Annotated in this window: 12 protein-coding genes and 1 tRNA gene; 10 read left to right on the top strand and 3 right to left on the bottom strand. The window is 49.4% G+C overall.

Features of this window, described 5'->3' with window-relative positions:
- The first annotated feature begins 15 nt into the window (after window positions 1-15).
- From mnmD to OSH01_RS09800, 7 genes are all read left to right on the top strand, one after another.
- On the top strand, window positions 16-1,875 hold the full coding sequence (gene mnmD, locus OSH01_RS09830; protein ID WP_266123915.1) for a tRNA (5-methylaminomethyl-2-thiouridine)(34)-methyltransferase MnmD: 1,860 nt from the start codon (window positions 16-18) through the stop codon (window positions 1,873-1,875).
- A gap of 116 nt (window positions 1,876-1,991) precedes the next feature.
- Window positions 1,992-4,184 carry a TIM-barrel domain-containing protein gene (locus OSH01_RS09825; protein ID WP_266123914.1) on the top strand — a complete coding sequence of 731 codons (2,193 nt, stop codon included), beginning with the start codon at window positions 1,992-1,994 and terminating at the stop codon, window positions 4,182-4,184.
- 189 nt (window positions 4,185-4,373) lie between these two features.
- A tRNA-Lys gene (locus OSH01_RS09820) sits at window positions 4,374-4,449 on the top strand.
- 309 nt (window positions 4,450-4,758) lie between these two features.
- Window positions 4,759-6,237: an MFS transporter gene (locus OSH01_RS09815; RefSeq protein ID WP_266123913.1), complete on the top strand. Its 1,479-nt coding sequence runs from the start codon at window positions 4,759-4,761 to the stop codon at window positions 6,235-6,237.
- Window positions 6,238-6,464: 227 nt separating this feature from the next.
- Entirely contained in the window at window positions 6,465-7,475 is a 1,011-nt protein-coding gene (locus OSH01_RS09810) for a methionine ABC transporter ATP-binding protein (protein WP_266123912.1), read from the top strand.
- Window positions 7,476-7,507: 32 nt separating this feature from the next.
- Window positions 7,508-8,152 carry a methionine ABC transporter permease gene (locus OSH01_RS09805; RefSeq protein WP_266123911.1) on the top strand — a complete coding sequence of 215 codons (645 nt, stop codon included), beginning with the start codon at window positions 7,508-7,510 and terminating at the stop codon, window positions 8,150-8,152.
- Between the two features lie 39 nt (window positions 8,153-8,191).
- On the top strand, window positions 8,192-8,980 hold the full coding sequence (locus OSH01_RS09800; RefSeq protein WP_266123910.1) for a MetQ/NlpA family ABC transporter substrate-binding protein: 789 nt from the start codon (window positions 8,192-8,194) through the stop codon (window positions 8,978-8,980).
- A 101-nt stretch (window positions 8,981-9,081) separates the two neighbouring features.
- Here the strand turns inward: OSH01_RS09800 and OSH01_RS09795 are convergent, their stop codons facing one another.
- From OSH01_RS09795 to OSH01_RS09785, 3 genes are all read right to left on the bottom strand, one after another.
- On the bottom strand, window positions 9,082-9,783 hold the full coding sequence (locus OSH01_RS09795; RefSeq protein WP_266123909.1) for a DUF6776 family protein: 702 nt from the start codon (window positions 9,781-9,783) through the stop codon (window positions 9,082-9,084).
- A 144-nt stretch (window positions 9,784-9,927) separates the two neighbouring features.
- On the bottom strand, window positions 9,928-10,641 hold the full coding sequence (murU, locus tag OSH01_RS09790) for an N-acetylmuramate alpha-1-phosphate uridylyltransferase MurU (protein WP_266123908.1): 714 nt from the start codon (window positions 10,639-10,641) through the stop codon (window positions 9,928-9,930).
- Window positions 10,641-11,687: an aminoglycoside phosphotransferase family protein gene (locus tag OSH01_RS09785; RefSeq protein ID WP_266123907.1), complete on the bottom strand. Its 1,047-nt coding sequence runs from the start codon at window positions 11,685-11,687 to the stop codon at window positions 10,641-10,643. The genes murU and OSH01_RS09785 overlap by 1 nt, the downstream gene beginning before the upstream one ends.
- A gap of 142 nt (window positions 11,688-11,829) precedes the next feature.
- Here OSH01_RS09785 and OSH01_RS09780 point away from each other — a divergent pair, with 142 nt between their 5' ends.
- Genes OSH01_RS09780 through rsmA form a run of 3 tightly spaced genes read left to right on the top strand, consistent with a single transcriptional unit; the run spans window position 11,830 to window position 16,411 of the window.
- Window positions 11,830-14,178 carry an LPS-assembly protein LptD gene (locus tag OSH01_RS09780; RefSeq protein WP_266123906.1) on the top strand — a complete coding sequence of 783 codons (2,349 nt, stop codon included), beginning with the start codon at window positions 11,830-11,832 and terminating at the stop codon, window positions 14,176-14,178.
- Window positions 14,171-15,607 (top strand): peptidylprolyl isomerase, encoded by a 1,437-nt coding sequence (locus OSH01_RS09775; RefSeq protein ID WP_266123905.1) that lies wholly within the window; start codon window positions 14,171-14,173, stop codon window positions 15,605-15,607. Before OSH01_RS09780 ends, OSH01_RS09775 begins: the two co-directional genes overlap by 8 nt.
- Before the next feature lie 15 nt (window positions 15,608-15,622).
- A complete protein-coding gene (gene rsmA / locus OSH01_RS09770; protein WP_266123904.1) occupies window positions 15,623-16,411 on the top strand; it encodes a 16S rRNA (adenine(1518)-N(6)/adenine(1519)-N(6))-dimethyltransferase RsmA in 789 nt (262 codons plus the stop codon).
- Window positions 16,412-16,453 lie beyond the last annotated feature (42 nt).

Raw genomic sequence — 16,453 nt, 5'->3', positions numbered from 1 at the left:
CTAGCTGATTATTTTATGACGCTCGCAATCTATCCCTTAAAACCAGCTCAGCTTGCTTTTAACGCTCATGGCACTCCGGTAAGTGCCCAATACGATGACGTTTATCATGCGCAGGCGGGAGCTTTGGCTCAGGCTAACTATGTATTTCTGCGTGGTAACGGCCTGCCTGAGCGCTGGCGTGGTAGGCAGGCCTTCACTATATGTGAATCTGGATTTGGCCAAGGAGCGAATTTTTTGGCCTGTTGGGATGCATGGCGGCAAGATTCGTTACGTAGCGAGCGCTTGCATTTTTTGTCTTTTGAGGCGCACCCCTTTGAGGTGGAAAGCTTAGAAGTGCTGCATCAGCGCTTGCCGATTCATGTCCAAGATATCGCCGCTGAGCTACGTGCTCATTGGCCCCTGCTGACACCGGGCATACATCGCTTGGATTTAGCTCAAGGAAAAGTCAGCTTAACGTTGGTATTGGGGCCGATACAGCACTTTGTGCGAGACGTACAAGCGACCGTAGACGCTTACTTTTTAGATGGTTTTGCACCTAAGCACAATCCCGACATGTGGTCACGTGCCATTTTCTCCCAGTTTGTGCGGCTTGCCGCACCCCAGGCTACCGCGGCAACGTGGTGTAGTGCGGGGCAGGTGCGCCGCGATCTAGAGGCTGTTGGGTTTGAACTGGAACGCATGCCTGGTTTTGCTGGTAAGCGCGAGATGTTGGTAGGGCGTTTACGCTCACATTTAGGCCGCAATAAGGTTGTGCTTACTGAAAATGCCCATACGGCTATAATTGGGGGTGGTCTAGCTGGGGCTACCGTTGCTTATGCGATGAGTTTACGAGGTCATGCGGTAGAAGTTTTTGATCCTGCTTTTGCGTATGGAGCCGAGACAACACATGTAGGGCACGAGTTGGCGGCATTGTCGCCTGTGTTTGCGATGGATGATGCACCTATTGCGCGCTTAAGCAGGGCAGGGGTGTTGCGTGCTAAAAGCCGCTGGGAAGGCTTTCCCGGCTTGGCGCGTCCAGAACAATGCGGAACCTTGGTGTTAGACCTAGAGGTACATCAAGCGGAACGAGTTCAGCGAGCACTTGCTCATTTGCAGTTTCCCACTCAGTGGGTGCAGTGGCAGGCAGCTCGGCATGCTCAGGATAATCAAGTCGCACCTGTAGGGGCAGGCTTATATTTTTCTATGGGGATGTTGGTTCGGCCCGTGCATTTGTTACGAGCTTTATACGCCTCTTGTTTAATTGGACGTCATGCTACGGCAGTGGCGACAATTGAGCCTGAAGCTCGAGGAGGATATCGCTTACTGGATGCAGGTGGTCGATGTTTGATGCAGGCCCAGCACGTGGTAGTGGCTACAGCAGGAGCAATCCCTGGCCTTATGCAGGGCCTTTTGAGTCCAGCTATTAGCCCGCGTTTGCAAGCAGTTCGGCATTTGGCTGGGCAAGTGAGCTATGTCCCTAAAGAGCAGGGGGTATCAGAGTATCCGCATATAGTCAGTGGTAACGGGTATGTATTGCCTAGCAGTGACAGCTTTCAGGTGTTAGGCAGCACCTACCAACAAGAGGGGAAGGCAGTATGTTCTATAGCAGGACACCAAGAAAATCAAATCAAAGCGCGAAGTATGTTCAGCTCTTCGACACGCTTGTGGCAAGCGCCCGAGAGTTTTCAGGGGTGGGCGGGCTGGAGAGCTGCCATGTGTGATCATTTGCCGGTAGCTGGTCCTGTGCCCGGTCATCCGCATATTTGGCTGACGGGAGCATACGGATCACGAGGCTTAAGTTGGAGCATGTTGTTGGCCGATTATTACGCCGCAAGGCAATGTGGGGAACCTTCACCTTTGGAGAGGCGGCTGGAAAAGGCGCTTTATCCACGTTAAATGCTGGTTTTTCGTAAAAAACCGACTCTTTTAATCTAGGATTTCCTTTTGTTGGGCATATACGTCAAAATAGTGGCCTTGTTTAGCTTTATGGGCATGGCCCTGGGGAACGCACTGTGCCGTCCAAAAATCTTTCAGACGATGTGACGCAATTGTATAACCATATCAGCTTGATCAGTTCCAAATCGGCCTGTGTCGATTTTTCATTCGTAGAGACTGACTACGCCTTGCGTGTCGAAGCTCATGCGCCCGGGGTGTTCCGCCTGCGCGTTCTTGCTGTCGATAAACTTAATAACGAGAAGCTCAGCACGCGGGCCAAGGTGCATCAGGAAATGCTCTTGGTTCGGGAAGAGGCAGTGAGCGAGATGGAGCTGGCCACCTTACCAGATGATGTGGGGTGGTCTTTGGCTCAAGGTGAAACAACTCTATTGTTGTATCGCTCGCCTTTTAAGGCCGTATTGCAGCGTAATGAGCAGGTTATTTGGCAAAGTCAGCCGAGTGTCTTGACTCGCTTGGATGATTCCGCGTGGCAGTGGACCACACTATTACATGAAGACGATGCGCTTTATGGTTTAGGTGACACACAACAAGAGCTTGATCGTCGTGGTGAGAGCTTATCTTCTACCGGCTTGGCACGCTTGCCTTTGCTCTGGAGTACCCGCGGCTGGGGGCTCTATGTGAATACGTTTAGTCCTGTGACGCATGACTTGGGGCACCAGCACGCTGAGCTATATGTCGCACAGGTTCACGATGCGAAGTTAGATCTCTTTCTCTTTTTTGGAGAACCTTCTGAGATCATCAATCAGTACTCGGCCTTAACTGGTCGAGCAGGGCAGTCTGGCTTAGCGCCAATGGGTTTATGGCTCGAGGCCCAAGCGCATCAAAATGCAGAGCAAATTAATGCGGTGGTGGCTGAGCTCGAAGAGCAAGGTGTTTGCCTAGATGTACTTGATCTAGGAGTACGTGATGCCTACGTTTTTCAGGCAGATAAGCCATTGCTAGAGTGGGATGCCGAGCGTTTGGCGCATCCGAAGGCCTTTGCGGAAAGGCGCTTTGAATTACAGTTGGCCGCCGCAGGGCGTCCTATCGTATTGGCCGATACAGCGTTATTCGAAGAGTGGGAAGATCGTGCGTGGCTGTTAATCAACGATGAAGATGGCTGCGCCTATCAGCACCCTGGCGATGAATACACCCAAGGGCGGCCCTTTGGCTTGCTTGACCTGACCCACAAAGATGTCATGCGCATGTGGACAGAGCGTCAGCGACAGATGTTTGACGAAGGCGTCGCTTACGCTTATTGCGATGCGAATTTCCAAATAGCGGATGAGGTAACTGGCCGAGGAGGAGAGACAGGTGATTTGTTACGCGCCATCTATCCAATTTTGGCACGCCAAGCCTTATTTGAAGCATATGCAGGCCATAAAACCCCCCAAGAGGGTTTGGTTATTAGTAGTAATTTGTTTCCCTCAGCCCAGCGCTTTGCTTGGCAACAGGGGCCACGTGTAGAAAACACCTGGGACGGCTTGGAACGCAGCCTTAAAAGCGCTTTAGCGGTTGGCAATAGTGGAGTGCCTGTCCAGGTTCACCGCTTGGGGAATGCGTTAGCCGATACCAGCACGATGACGGCCGAACTTTATCTGCGCTGGCTTGCAAGCGCGGTGTTCTCAGCTAACTTTGCATTCCAAAGTGCTCCAGGCTTGTTGCCGTCGGCATTTGATGCAGACACGCGCGCTTTGATTAATCATTGGTTGCAGTGGCGATTCCGTTTGGTGCCCTACGTATTGGGTATTATCGAAGATGCTGTACGTACTGGTTTGTCGGTGCAGCGCTCGATGGCTCAAGCCTTCCCCCACGATGAGCAGGCTCGGTTGTGGGATACACAATACTTATTAGGGCCAGCTTTGTTGGTAGCCCCTGTTTTACACTCAGGCATCCAAACCAAGGTTTATCTCCCAGCAGGTGAGGCGTGGTGGGACATGCGTACTGGGTGGCGTTATGAAGGCGGGACGGTACTAGACGTCGAGGTTGGCCTAGACAGTATCCCTGTGTTTGGCCGTGAAGGCCATATGCTTTGTTTAGGGCCGCAGGCCCAGCATATTAGCGAATTTAACTCCGCTCGTTTGCTGGATGAGGTGTGGATGTTTGGAATGCCCGAGCACAACCCTGTTGTCATGCGTAATAAAATCCGCGTAATGCAAATGCAGGGATCTAGTTATATCAAGGGTCTGGAAGGGCTGAAGATTTTGCCTTCTGAGGGATTAGAGGTAAAACGTCGCGGTGCGGAAGTGCGAATTTCAAGAGCTCGATAATATTTTGGTAAATATTCAAAAATATTTACCAAAACTCTTGAAGCCTTGCTATACTTGTCGACCTGTTCAAAGCACTTGTGGTTTTGAATAGGTCGAAAGACAGATGTGTAAAATTTGTTTTGTCAGTTTTTCTAAAAAAACACTTGACGCTAAAAACAAAAGCATGTCATAATTTCATCTTTCAGTCGGGGGTCGTTAGCTCAGTCGGTAGAGCAGCGGACTTTTAATCCGTTGGTCGCGCGTTCGAGTCGCGCACGACCCACCACATTACTGATGATACAAAACATTTAAGCCACTACCTAACGGTTGTGGCTTTTTTGTTTTTGCTGGTATGGCCACATGTTGTGGGCGTTCACCTTTGTTTCTTTGTGGTGCGGCGATACCGTATCAGAATGTGTATTTAATGCTGCTATCGAGTTGAAGATAGAAAGCGTATGGTGTCAATTCTTACCTTAGCGATTGTAAGCTGTTTAGTAACCCTCTCCCCGTCAGTTCGAAATGGCTTATTATTGTTTATCCGATCACCGGAGGCAGCGCCAGGGTGGCTGGCCGTTGATAGTAATGAGGTTAATGGTTGACACAGAAAGCTCAAATTAGAACGATCATCACCAGCTTAATGCTGGTGATTTTGCTAGGTGCCTTAGATCAAACTATTATTTCGGTATCGCTGCCTAAAATGGCAACGGAATTAGAAGGTGTTGATTTGCTGGCATGGGTGGTGTCTGGCTATTTGATTGCCATGGCGGTGGCTACCCCTATCTATGGTAAGTTGGGTGATATATACGGTCGTCGTAGTGTATTGAGTAGCGCAATCGTCTTGTTTTTATTGGCCTCCGTGCTGTGTGCCTTGGCTCCTACTATGCCAAGCTTAGTGGCTGCCCGTATTTTGCAAGGTTTGGGTGGCGGCGGGTTGATTTCGGTTGCCCAAGCAACGATAGCTGATGTGGTTGCCCCGCGTGAGCGGGGGCGTTATCAAGCCTATATTAGTGGGGCTTTTGCTGTGGCTAGCGTGTCGGGGCCGGTGTTAGGGGGCCTGCTTACCGCTTATCTTTCTTGGCGTTGGATTTTCTGGATCAACCTACCGTTGGGTATACCTGCTTTATTGTTAACCAGACGGGCGTTAGCGCAGTTACATCACCCACGTGTAAAACGCCAGGTCGATTACTTAGGAGCCGGCTTATTAAGTGCTGGCTTAACGGCGTTATTATTAGGCATCACTCGTTTAGGGCAAGGAGTACCACTGAGTGAAGTGAGTAATATTGCTTTGTTTGTTGGGGCGCTGACCTTTTTGTTGATTTTTATTGTGCATGCTTTGCGTGTGCCCGAGCCTATTATTCCTTTGAGTCTTTTCCGTATTCGTACGGTAGTTATCTCCTGCCTGATGTTGTTCTTTGTCTTGATTCAGTTGATAGCATTGACAATATTAATTCCGTTGCAACTGCAGATGCTGACTGACCTAGGGCCAGGAGGGGCAGCGTGGCGTATTATTTCGCTATCATTGGCTATACCCTTGGGGGCTTACATAGGCGGTAAGCTCATGAGTCGTTTAGGTACATTTAAGGGAATACAACTGGTCGGTGCTTTATTAGTGCCGTTCGCTCTATATGCTCTATCTGTACTCAATCCGGTTAATTTTTTCGCGTTGTCTGTCTGCCTGTCATCAATAGGCATTGGCTTGGGGCTGCAACTGCCCACGGCGACCGTAGCGGTGCAAAATGCTGTACCTGTGCGACACTTAGGGGTCGCAACCGGAGTTTCCGCATTTTCTCGCTCTTTGGGGTCAGCGATGGGGGCCGCCGTGCTGATGGCTCTATTATTGCTGTTTCTCACACAGGGAATAGGTTCTACTGATCTTGTGGCGGCTGACGTCATCCGAATATTAGTCAGTGGGAACCCAGACTTTGCCCAAAGCCCTACTATGACAAGTTTGCGTGAAGTAAGCGCGTTAGCTTTTGGGCGAGTTTATTTTTGGCAGGCAATGTTGGCCGTGATCCCAGTGTTGTTGTGCTTATGTCTAAAAAACGAGGTTTTGGGTACCAAGGTCCCTGACTAATATAAATTGAATATGCTGCAGGCTACGCCCAAGCTAGGCATACTCGCTGTTGTCAGTGTGTTTGTTCTTATTGTTCAAGAAACGTATGACGATGGATACTTATATTTTTTGGTTATAACGACATAGGCGTATGAGCGTTCAGCCAAGGGCTAAATTGCTATATGCTGTTTTTTTCTTTCCACGCCTTGTTTTATTACTTTACACCCTATGATATAGGCTAAGCAGCTGTGATTCATCTAGAAGATATTTCTAAAACGTATAGTGCCAAAGGTCGCCATGCTCGTGCCCTAGATGGTATAGACCTAACCATTCGTAAAGGTGAAGTGTTTGGCATAATTGGCCGCTCCGGAGCAGGTAAGAGTACGTTGATTCGTATGCTTAACTTACTTGAAAGCCCAAGTACAGGAAAAATATGGGTGGATGGGCAGGACATCACTACCTTTACTCGCCATCAGTTGTATGGGTTTAGGCAAAAGGTAGGCATGGTGTTTCAACACTTTAATTTACTGACCGCACGTACGGTTTTAGATAATGTTTGTTTTCCCTTGCGCTTAGCTAAAGTGCCCTTAAAAGAGCGGCGCGCGCGTGCCCTAGAAATGCTTGAATTAGTTGGCTTGCAAGAGCATGTGCATAAATATCCTCGACAGTTGTCAGGGGGGCAGCAGCAACGAGTAGGGATTGCACGAGCTTTGGCGAATCGGCCTGACTTATTATTGTGTGACGAGGCGACCTCGGCCTTGGATCCTGAAACGACGCAATCTATCTTGCGCTTATTGCGCAGTATCAACCAAGATCTGGGCATTACCATTGTGCTGATTACCCATGGGATGGATGTTATCCGTAGCGTTTGTGACCGTGTTGCGGTGATTGACGCAGGTAAGATCGTGGAGCTAGGAGAGGTGGTTGACGTGTTTTTACACCCGACCCATTCTGTGACTCGATCTTTGCTCAATGAAACCGGCGTAGACCCAGAAGGTTGGCGTGTACTGGCCCAACAAACACCGGGCACCTTGCTGCGGTTAAGTTTTAGGGGTGAAGCCAGCTTGCAGCCTATTCTTAGCCAGATCACGCGCGAATTGAATGTAGATGTGAGCATTTTGCAGGGTGCGGTCAGCCGAATTAAAGATGAGCCTTATGGGCAGTTAGTGGTAGCTGTGCCTACAGAACCAGACAGTCTAGCCGCGCTAAGATTATTGTTGCAGCAAGCAAATATTGATGTGGAGCTTTTACGATCATGAGTATGGCTGGGATATCTTCAGCAGTCCTGAGCATGGATTGGTTCATGATTTGGCAGGCCTCCTTGGAAACCTTGTCTATGACGGCTTGGTCTTTATTGCTCACCGTCATCATAGGTTTACCGCTGGGAGTTCTATTGTTTTTAACAAGCGCTCAGCAAATATTGGCACATAAGGGGTTCTATCAGGCTTTGTCCTTAGTCGTTAATATTTTGCGCTCAGTGCCTTTTTTAATTTTGCTTATCGTGATGATTCCCTTGACGCGGGTATTGATGGGGACTGCGTTAGGTGTTCAGGGTACCATCCCCCCTTTAGTCGTCAGCGCTGCACCGTTTTTTGGGCGTTTAGTTGAAAATGTATTGCGAGAGCTCGATCCAGGTGTAGGAGAAGCGTGTCGAGCTATGGGGGCTAATCCTCGACAAACGGTAATGTGGGCTTTGTTGCCGGAAGCCATGAGTGGAATTGCCGCCGCCATTGTGGTCACAGCGATTACCTTAGTGGGGTATTCGGCCATGTCTGGTGTGATTGGAGGGGGCGGGCTGGGTGATTTGGCTATGCGTTACGGATATCAACGCTTTCAAACAGATATTACTGTAGCGACGGTGGTGGTACTGGTCATATTGGTGCAAGTAATGCAGTTGGCCGGTGATTTTCTTGTGGCTCGCTTGAGTCGAAAATAAAGTGCAGACCAGTGTCTGCCTATCTTTGTGGAGTTTGGTATGTTGTTAAAAAAAATTATCCCCACCCTTGCTTTGGTGGTAGCGGGTAGCCTATCGAGCGCGGCACAAGCAGAGAAGTTATCTATCGCAGCAACGGCTGTACCGCATGCTGAGTTATTGGAGTTTGTGAAACCTAGTTTGGCAAAAGAGGGGTTGGAACTGGATATCCTTGTCTTCACCGACTATGTGCAGCCCAATCTGCAAGTGGCTGAGGGTAAGGTGGATGCCAACTTTTTCCAGCATAAGCCGTACCTGGATAAGTTTAACGCTGAGCGCAAGACTGATTTAGTGTCGGTAGGGCAGATACACGTAGAGCCTTTTGGTGTTTATTCTAGCAAAATCAAAAATCTAGATGAGCTCAAGAATGGCGCCATGGTGGCTATTCCCAATGATGCCTCTAACGGCGCACGTGCCTTATTGTTGTTGCAAAGCGCGGGGCTTATCAAGCTGAAAGACCCAGAGAACATTTTAGCAACTGCGCGTGACGTCAGTGAAAATCCCAAGAATTTGAAGTTCAAAGAGCTTGAGGCTGCAACCTTGCCTCGGGTGTTACCAGACGTGGATATTGCTCTAATTAACACTAACTATGCGCTAGAGGCCGGATTTAATCCTAGCGCTGATGCTTTGTTAATCGAAGGCGTTGAGTCTCCTTATGCGAACTTGATTGTGACCAGCGGCGACAAAAAAGATGACGCACGTATTGCTCAATTAGTAAAAACTTTGCAAACCGATCAGGTGCGTGAGTTTATTCAAGAGCAGTATAAAGGCGCGATTGCTCCCGCTTTTTAAGCACGTGTAAGGGATCAAAAAAGCCAGCTTATGTGTAGTAAGCTGGCTTTTTTTGGGTTTTGCTTTGACAATGTAGGGGCCAAGTAAGAAAGTTTTGGCCGTTAACGATTGACGACCAAAGTGCGGGTTGCCACGACACGCTCGGAGTCAATGGGTTTGATTCGTATGGTAATTTGACGCGGCGTAAAGCCTGCGGGTAATTCCATTTGACCTTCCACGTATTCATAGCGCCCTAAACTAAATTGCTCTATGGGCGGTAGGTCAATATTTCCGCTACGGCCGTTGCTAAAGCGACCAGCGGCGACAAACTCCATTTTACCTTTGAAGGTGTCGGTTTTGCCTTTGTCTTGCATGAGCAAGATTGAATAGCTTAGCTCGCCGTTGTCGCTGGAGAAGGTGCCGGCACGTATGCCTGGCGAGGTGCCGCGCGGATCGGGCGGCATGGCATCGGCAAATAGTGCTAAATCTGCCTGTAGTTTACTGAGTTCAGACTTAAGTTGGTTAAGCTCGGTGGTCAGCGCTACGTTTGAGCTTTGAGTTTCGTCGAATTGACGTGAGGTTTGAGTCAGCTCGGCTTGTAAGCGTTGCTTATCGTTATTAGCACTATTTAAATCAAAATGTAGCTGCTCAGACTGCTCTGCGGTAAGGCGGGTAGGGCCATAGCTGGTTTGCAGGAACAAAAGACCACCGGCTCCCAGGGCTATACCAGTGAGGATTAAGACTAGCCAGCGGGGGACGCGTCGTTTGCGGCGCGAAGAACCATAGGCAGTGGGCTTGAAGACGGGGCGTTTGGGACCAAGCATAGGGACACATGTTCCTGTGAGGCAGGCGGAATGTGAAGATTCCAGTTTACAAAATCAGACAGCATAATCGGCAAAGCCCCTGTGTGGTGATAGCGAACAGGGCTTGTTGCCGAATGTAGGGTTTAGATACGGGCTAGCAGTTCTCTAAGTGTAACGCGAGCCTTGCTTGGATTCCAAGTGCTGTTCGAGTTGGTGGAGACGTTCTACAGTACCGACGTCAATCCAATAGCCTGGATGTATAAAGCCTTTGATACGAGATTGGGCAATCGCTTGATGCAATAAAGTGGCTGACTTGGCACTTTGTTTTGCGGGTATGGATGCAAAGAGTTCTGGCTTATAAACCCCTATGCCGCTTAAGGTGTAGGCGGAACTGTTGGGCCGATCTTTGGGGCATAAGTAAGCGCTGTCGCTTTGAACGCCAAAGTCGCCCTCAGGATGATGCTCAGGGTTAGGCACTAAGAGCAAACTGGCTAAATCTTGTGGCATTAACTGAGCGGCCATATCAAATGCTTGGCAGGCATCCCAATCCGTCCAGATATCAGCATTGATCACTAAAAATGGTTGATCTTCAAAAAAAGGCAGTGCTTGAGCGATACCGCCAGCGGTTTCTAGGGCAGGGTTTTCTGCCGAGTAATGAAGCGTAGCCCCGTATGCGTGTCCATTACCAAGGTAATCAACAATTTGCTGGCCTAACCAAGCATGGTTAATGATAATGTCACAAATACCAGCTTGAACCAGCTTTTCTATATTCCAACTGATCAGCGCTTTGTCGCCTGCTTGTATAAGAGGTTTTGGGCGGATGTCAGTAAGGGGGCGCATGCGTTCACCACGCCCCGCCGCCAGTATCATGGCGCGCATCAGAGAGTGACTCCTAATACCGTTTTTCGCCCTTCTGCCCGATCCACTATTTTTAAGATAGGGCTAAGGCTTTGATAGCGGCTAGCCACTTGACGAACGTAGGTCAATAAGCGGGGCAGATGCTCTAAGTAGTGGTGCTTGTTGTCTCGTAAGGACAGACGTACAAAAACGCCCAGAATCCGAAGGTTGCGCTGGAGGCTCATCCACTCGTACTGCTGATGGAAAACGGCAAAGTCGTCAGGGACATTCAGGCCTGCGGCAAAAGCGGCTTGCCAATAGCGTATAGCCCAGTCCAGTTGTTGCGCTTCGTCCCAAGTATGACGGGCATCCATGATGAGCGAGGCGATGTCATAAGTAATAGGACCCAAAACGGCGTCTTGGTAATCAATCAGGCCCGGCTCATTACTGCCTGGTAGCGGTAGCATTAGGTTAGGACTATGAAAGTCGCGCAATACGATGACTTGTGCGCCCTGTGAGTTGTAATGCGTCAGCATCTGAAAGCATTCCTGCAGTTGCACGCTCTCGGTATCACTTAAGGTGATATTGGCGTGCTTTGCCAGAAACCATTCGGGAAACACTTGTAGCTCTTCAAGTAATTTCGCTTCGTTGTATACGGGCAAACCGGTAGTGTCTGCCTTTTGAACTCGGACTAACACTTCCAGAGTGGGGCGATAGAGTGCATCTATTTCAGCTTGGGTGGGCGTGTTTTGTAAGGCATGGTAAAAATTGTGGTGCCCTAAATCGGACATTAAAATAAAACCATGTTCCGTATCGGCAGCGATAATTTCCGGTACGGTGACATTTACCGCTTGCAGCAGTTGCGTAACATGCAAGAAAGGGGCAATGTCTTCTTGGGGCGGCGGGGCATCCATGACAATTAACGACACTTTATCGTTATTTATACGGAAATAACGTCTAAAGCTAGCATCACTAGAGGCGGGCGTTAATGAACTTAAGTCTAAAGCATGGCTTTCTTTTAAGGCGGTGAGCCAGTTGTGTAGTTGTTGATAACGAGGATCGTGGGCTAAAGCAAGAGAGTCTGACATGAGCAATGTAATTGAGGCGAGAACTGATTTGATTTTATATGTGCCGTTACAGGGCAGGCTTAACTATAATACTGGCTCGTTGCCTCAATCGCAGTAGTCTTGTGCAAAAAATGAGGTATACAAACCAGGAGGCGCCTTTTTAGTGCGAATTACCGTTTGGGTCCTTTCATTGTGGGTAGCAGGCACGAGCCTCGTAGGGGCGGCTGGGCCGGATAATGCGCGTCCCGCTTTGCAGCTATCACCACAGCTAACCGCCAGACCTATGCCCGAAGAGGATATGAGCGTATACCTGATTGGTGATCAAATGAATGCTACCGAAGAGGGTAAATTGCGCATTCAAGGTCATGCTCAAGTACGCCGCATCGACTCCGTGGTAAAAGGCGATCAGATAGATTATGACCGCAATACCAGTGAAGTGGTAGTGAGCGGCAATGGTTTAATCATGCGCGATGGCACGATCGCACGCAGCCCTGGATTTCGCTACAACCTGGATGCCGAAACGGGCACCATGAGCGCACCCCATTTCTGGTTAGGGAACGCAGGGGGCACCGGCCAAGCGGCTGAAGCAAGCATTCTTAGTCGCAATCATACCCGCTTACAGTCAGTGGTGTATTCAGGTTGCCCGTGCCCAGAGCCTGCTTGGTACATTAAAGCACCCACGCTGGATTTGTACTCGGCAGAAAACGAAGGGGTAGCCAAACACGGGGTGTTGTACTTTAAGGGTGTGCCGTTACTGTATTCACCCTACTTGAGCTTTCCTTTGCGAAAAGAGCGCAAGTCTGGATTCCTCATGCCCACGTACGGTATGACGACGCGTAGTGGCTTAGATATCAGCCTGCCTTACTATCTGAATTTAGCCCCTAATTTCGACGCCACCTTAACTCCTCGTTTATTATGGAAACGAGGCATGATGCTGGGCGGCGAGTTTCGGTATCTTGGTAACGGTTACTCTGGTGAGCTTTCAGGTACTTATCTGGCGAAAGATAAAGAGCTTGACCGAAAACGCTGGTTCGGGGCGGCTACGTTTCGCCAAACTTTGGCTCCCAGCCTGACGTGGGATGCCGATTTACGTAAAGTATCCGATGATGATTACTTTCGTGATTTCAGCAGTTTCGGTATAGACGATGCCACGCTGCAAGATCTTAGTAGTACGGTGGGGGTTAATTGGGGAATTTCTCAGTATGTGAGCAGTTCGGTGCGGGCCTATAAATACCAGACTCTGCAGGATGCAACGGCGGGTTATCGTACCCCTCAGTATGACCGCTTACCAGAGTTTCGGGTCGATGCTCGGCATTACGACTGGGGTGGTTTTGACGTTACGAGTGAAAACACCGCAACACGCTTTCACATGCCCTTTTATTCTGGGCGCCATTCGGTTTTTGATCGTTGGCGAGGTGAACGCCGTGCACCCGATGGCAGTCGTTTAACGTCGTATACCACGGTGGCTTATCCTGTTGTTAAAGCAGGCTGGTACGTCACACCCAAAATGGGCATGCACCTTAGTCAGTATGATACGCGCTGGCACACCACTGATTTACCGCAATACATTAACAAGCCCACGCAAGCTGGGCGTGCATTGCCTCTTTTTTCTTTAGATTCAGGCATGACGTTTGAGCGCAATACTACTTTGTTTGGGAATTCATCCATACAAACGCTAGAGCCGCGCGCTTACTATTTATATGTTCCTTATCGCGATCAAAACGACTTACCTATTTTTGATACCGACATAAGTAGCTTTAACTTTGCTCAAGCCTTTAGCGAAAACATTTACTCGGGTGGTTGGGATAGAATCGCCAATGCCAACCAGCTAAGCTTGGGCTTAACGACTCGTTGGATGGACGCGGATACCGGCTTTGAGCGGGTGGTATTGCAGGCCGCACAGCGCTTATACTTTGAAGACCAACGAGTGACATTGTCTGAGCGTAAAGCTCGTACCGATACCCGCTCGGACTATTTGGTTGGTGCATATGCTGCGCTAACGAACACGTTTTCCGTTAATTTTGATGCCCAGTTTAGATCTGAAAGTGGTGAGCGTAATCGTATGACCACTGGGGTGCGTTGGCGGCCACAGCGTTTAGCGACATTGGCCGCCAATTACCGTTATGAGCGAGATCCTGATGTGGTGCGTTATCAGTACTTTTCAGGTGAAGATAAAACTAAAGAAAGTGTCTCGTTGACGGCCCAGTGGCCCCTAAGTAATAAGCTTTATGGGATAGGAAGGTTTGATTACTCCTTGAACGAAAGTCGCAGCACCCAGTCTATTTTAGGTCTGGAATATAAAGGGGATTGTTGTTGGGTAGGTAGAATGGTGGTCCAACGTTACGCCATTTCAGCTAAAGAAACCAACCAAGCAATTTTCTTTCAGTTAGAGTTGTCGGGTCTCGGCGGGATAGGCAACGATCCGATGCGCTTGTTGCGCGATCGAGTGGTAGGTTATGAGCCCGTGACCACACCGATACCAGAAAAATCGACCTTTGAGAGGTATGAGTAAGATGCGTTTCAGTTTAAAAACTGCTGTGTTGGCCGTAGGCTTAAGTTCTGCGCTCGGGGTGGTATCTACCGCTTGGGCGCAGAAGGCAGCGTCAACACAGGCGCCAGCTAATGGTTTTGTTGACGGGATTGCTGCAGTAGTCAATGATGATGTGATTACCTTGCGTCAGGTGCAGGGGCAGTTAGAGCCTTTGGTGGCACAGCTTAAACATCAGAATGTGCCTATGCCTGATATGGAGACCATGCGTCGCCAGGTCTTGCAGCGCATGATTATGGAGCGATTGGAAGAGCAAGAGGCACGTGCCTTAGGGATACGGGTTACTGATGCGAATGTCTTAGAAGCGTTGCAAGTGATCGCCCAGCGTAATAATTTCACTGAGCAACAACTGCGTGCTGAGGTAGAGCGCAATGGTGTGCGGTGGGAAGATTACATGGCCACGTTGCGTCAAGAAATTATGCAAGACCAATTACGCATGCGCGTTGTAGATAGCACTATTAACATCACAGATGGTGATATTGATGCTTTTTTACGTACCGAAGGGGGGCAGCAAGGAATCGCTGCGTTGGGTGGGGGCGGAGCAACGGCATCACCTACCGCCGAACTGGCTTTGGCGCAGATTTTACTACGTGTTCCAGAGTCTGCCTCGGCTGCCGAAGAACAGGCTATTCACCAAAAAGCACAGCAACTGTTACAACAGTTGCGTAGCGGTGCTGATTTCGCTGGTTTAGCGGTAGCACAGTCTGAAGGTCAAGAGGCCTTGCGAGGTGGAGTATTAGGGGTAAGAGCCGCAGAAGAGTGGCCTGATTTATTTGTTCAGGCTACACGCTCATTAAATCCGGGGCAGGTGTCGGATTTGATACGCAGTGGCCAGGGCTATCATATTCTGAAAGTTTTAGACTCCGTAGGCGGAACGCAAAATGTGGAGCCTCGCCTTGCCGATGCACAAAGTAAGCAAGGTGATCAGTCCATGATGGTGACGCAAACGCATGCACGCCATATTCTGGTTAAATTGTCGCAAGTCATGGATGATGCGCAGGCTGAGCAGCGTATACGACAATTACAACAGCGTATTGCGCATGGTGAAAGCTTCGAGGATCTGGCCAAACGCTACTCTGAGGATAGTTCTGCTCCTCAAGGAGGCGATTTAGGCTGGTTATCTCCGGGCGAAACAGTCCCCTCATTCGAGCAGGCGATGGATAAATTGCAAGATGGTCAAGTGGGGGAGCCGGTTAAAAGTCAGTTTGGCTGGCATTTAATTCAAGTCATTGAGCGCCGCACTCGGAATATGGAAAATGAATACCGCCGCTCTCAGGCACGCCAAATTCTTTTCCAACGTCGTGCCGAGCCAGCCTTTGAAGACTGGTTAAATGGTGTGCGTGGTAAAGCCTATATTGATAATCGACTGGAGAAATCCAGCAGTGCAGAGTAGGCGAGGTTTTTTTACATGGCGCAACATCAGGCCCGTAAACGCTTTGGGCAGCATTTTTTAGTCGATGAAGCCGTCATTGACTCCATTGTGCGGGCTATCGCCCCGCACGCTGGTGACAATATGGTTGAAATCGGACCAGGCTTATCTGCCTTAACTGCACCATTGGTGCAGCAGTTAGATAAGCTAAAAGTAGTAGAAATTGATCGTGATCTGGCGGCGCGCTTAAGAAAAAAATATCCTGCGGATAGGTTCGAGTTAATTGAGGCTGATGCGTTGCAGGTTGACTTCACGACGCTAGGCTCACAACTGCGAATTGTAGGTAATTTGCCCTACAATATTTCTAGCCCTCTGTTGTTTCACTTGCTTGGCGCGGCAGATCAGGTGATTGATCAGCATTTTATGCTGCAGCGCGAGGTCATTGACCGTATGGTAGCTAAGCCTGGGTCGGCTGATTACAGCCGTCTTTCCGTGATGCTGCAGGCTCGCTATCGTATGTATAAGCTGTTTGACGTAGCGCCTGACGCTTTTGATCCTCCTCCACGAGTGGTGTCAGCAGTGGTGCGTATGATCCCCTTGCCTCAAGACAGGCCTCAACCACGCAGTATGAAGGTGTTTTCACAGGTGCTCACACGTGCCTTTGCACAACGACGAAAAATGCTAAGAGGCGGTTTAGGCGATTGGAGTCGTGTGATTGATTGGCAGGGGTTAGGCATTGCAGATACAGCGCGGCCAGCAGAGTTAAGTCTAGAACAGTACATCGCTCTGTCTGATTTTATACAGGATGTAGGTCTGCTAAAAGCTTGATGAATCATGGCCCATAGCACACTGCCAAACGGGCCATGCTAA

This window comes from Alcaligenes endophyticus, from assembly GCF_026344035.1.
GTDB classification, from domain to species: Bacteria; Pseudomonadota; Gammaproteobacteria; order Burkholderiales; family Burkholderiaceae_B; genus Alcaligenes; species Alcaligenes endophyticus.
The sequence above is the reverse complement of the archived record's forward strand: the minus strand, read 5'-3'. Positions and strand labels throughout refer to the sequence as shown.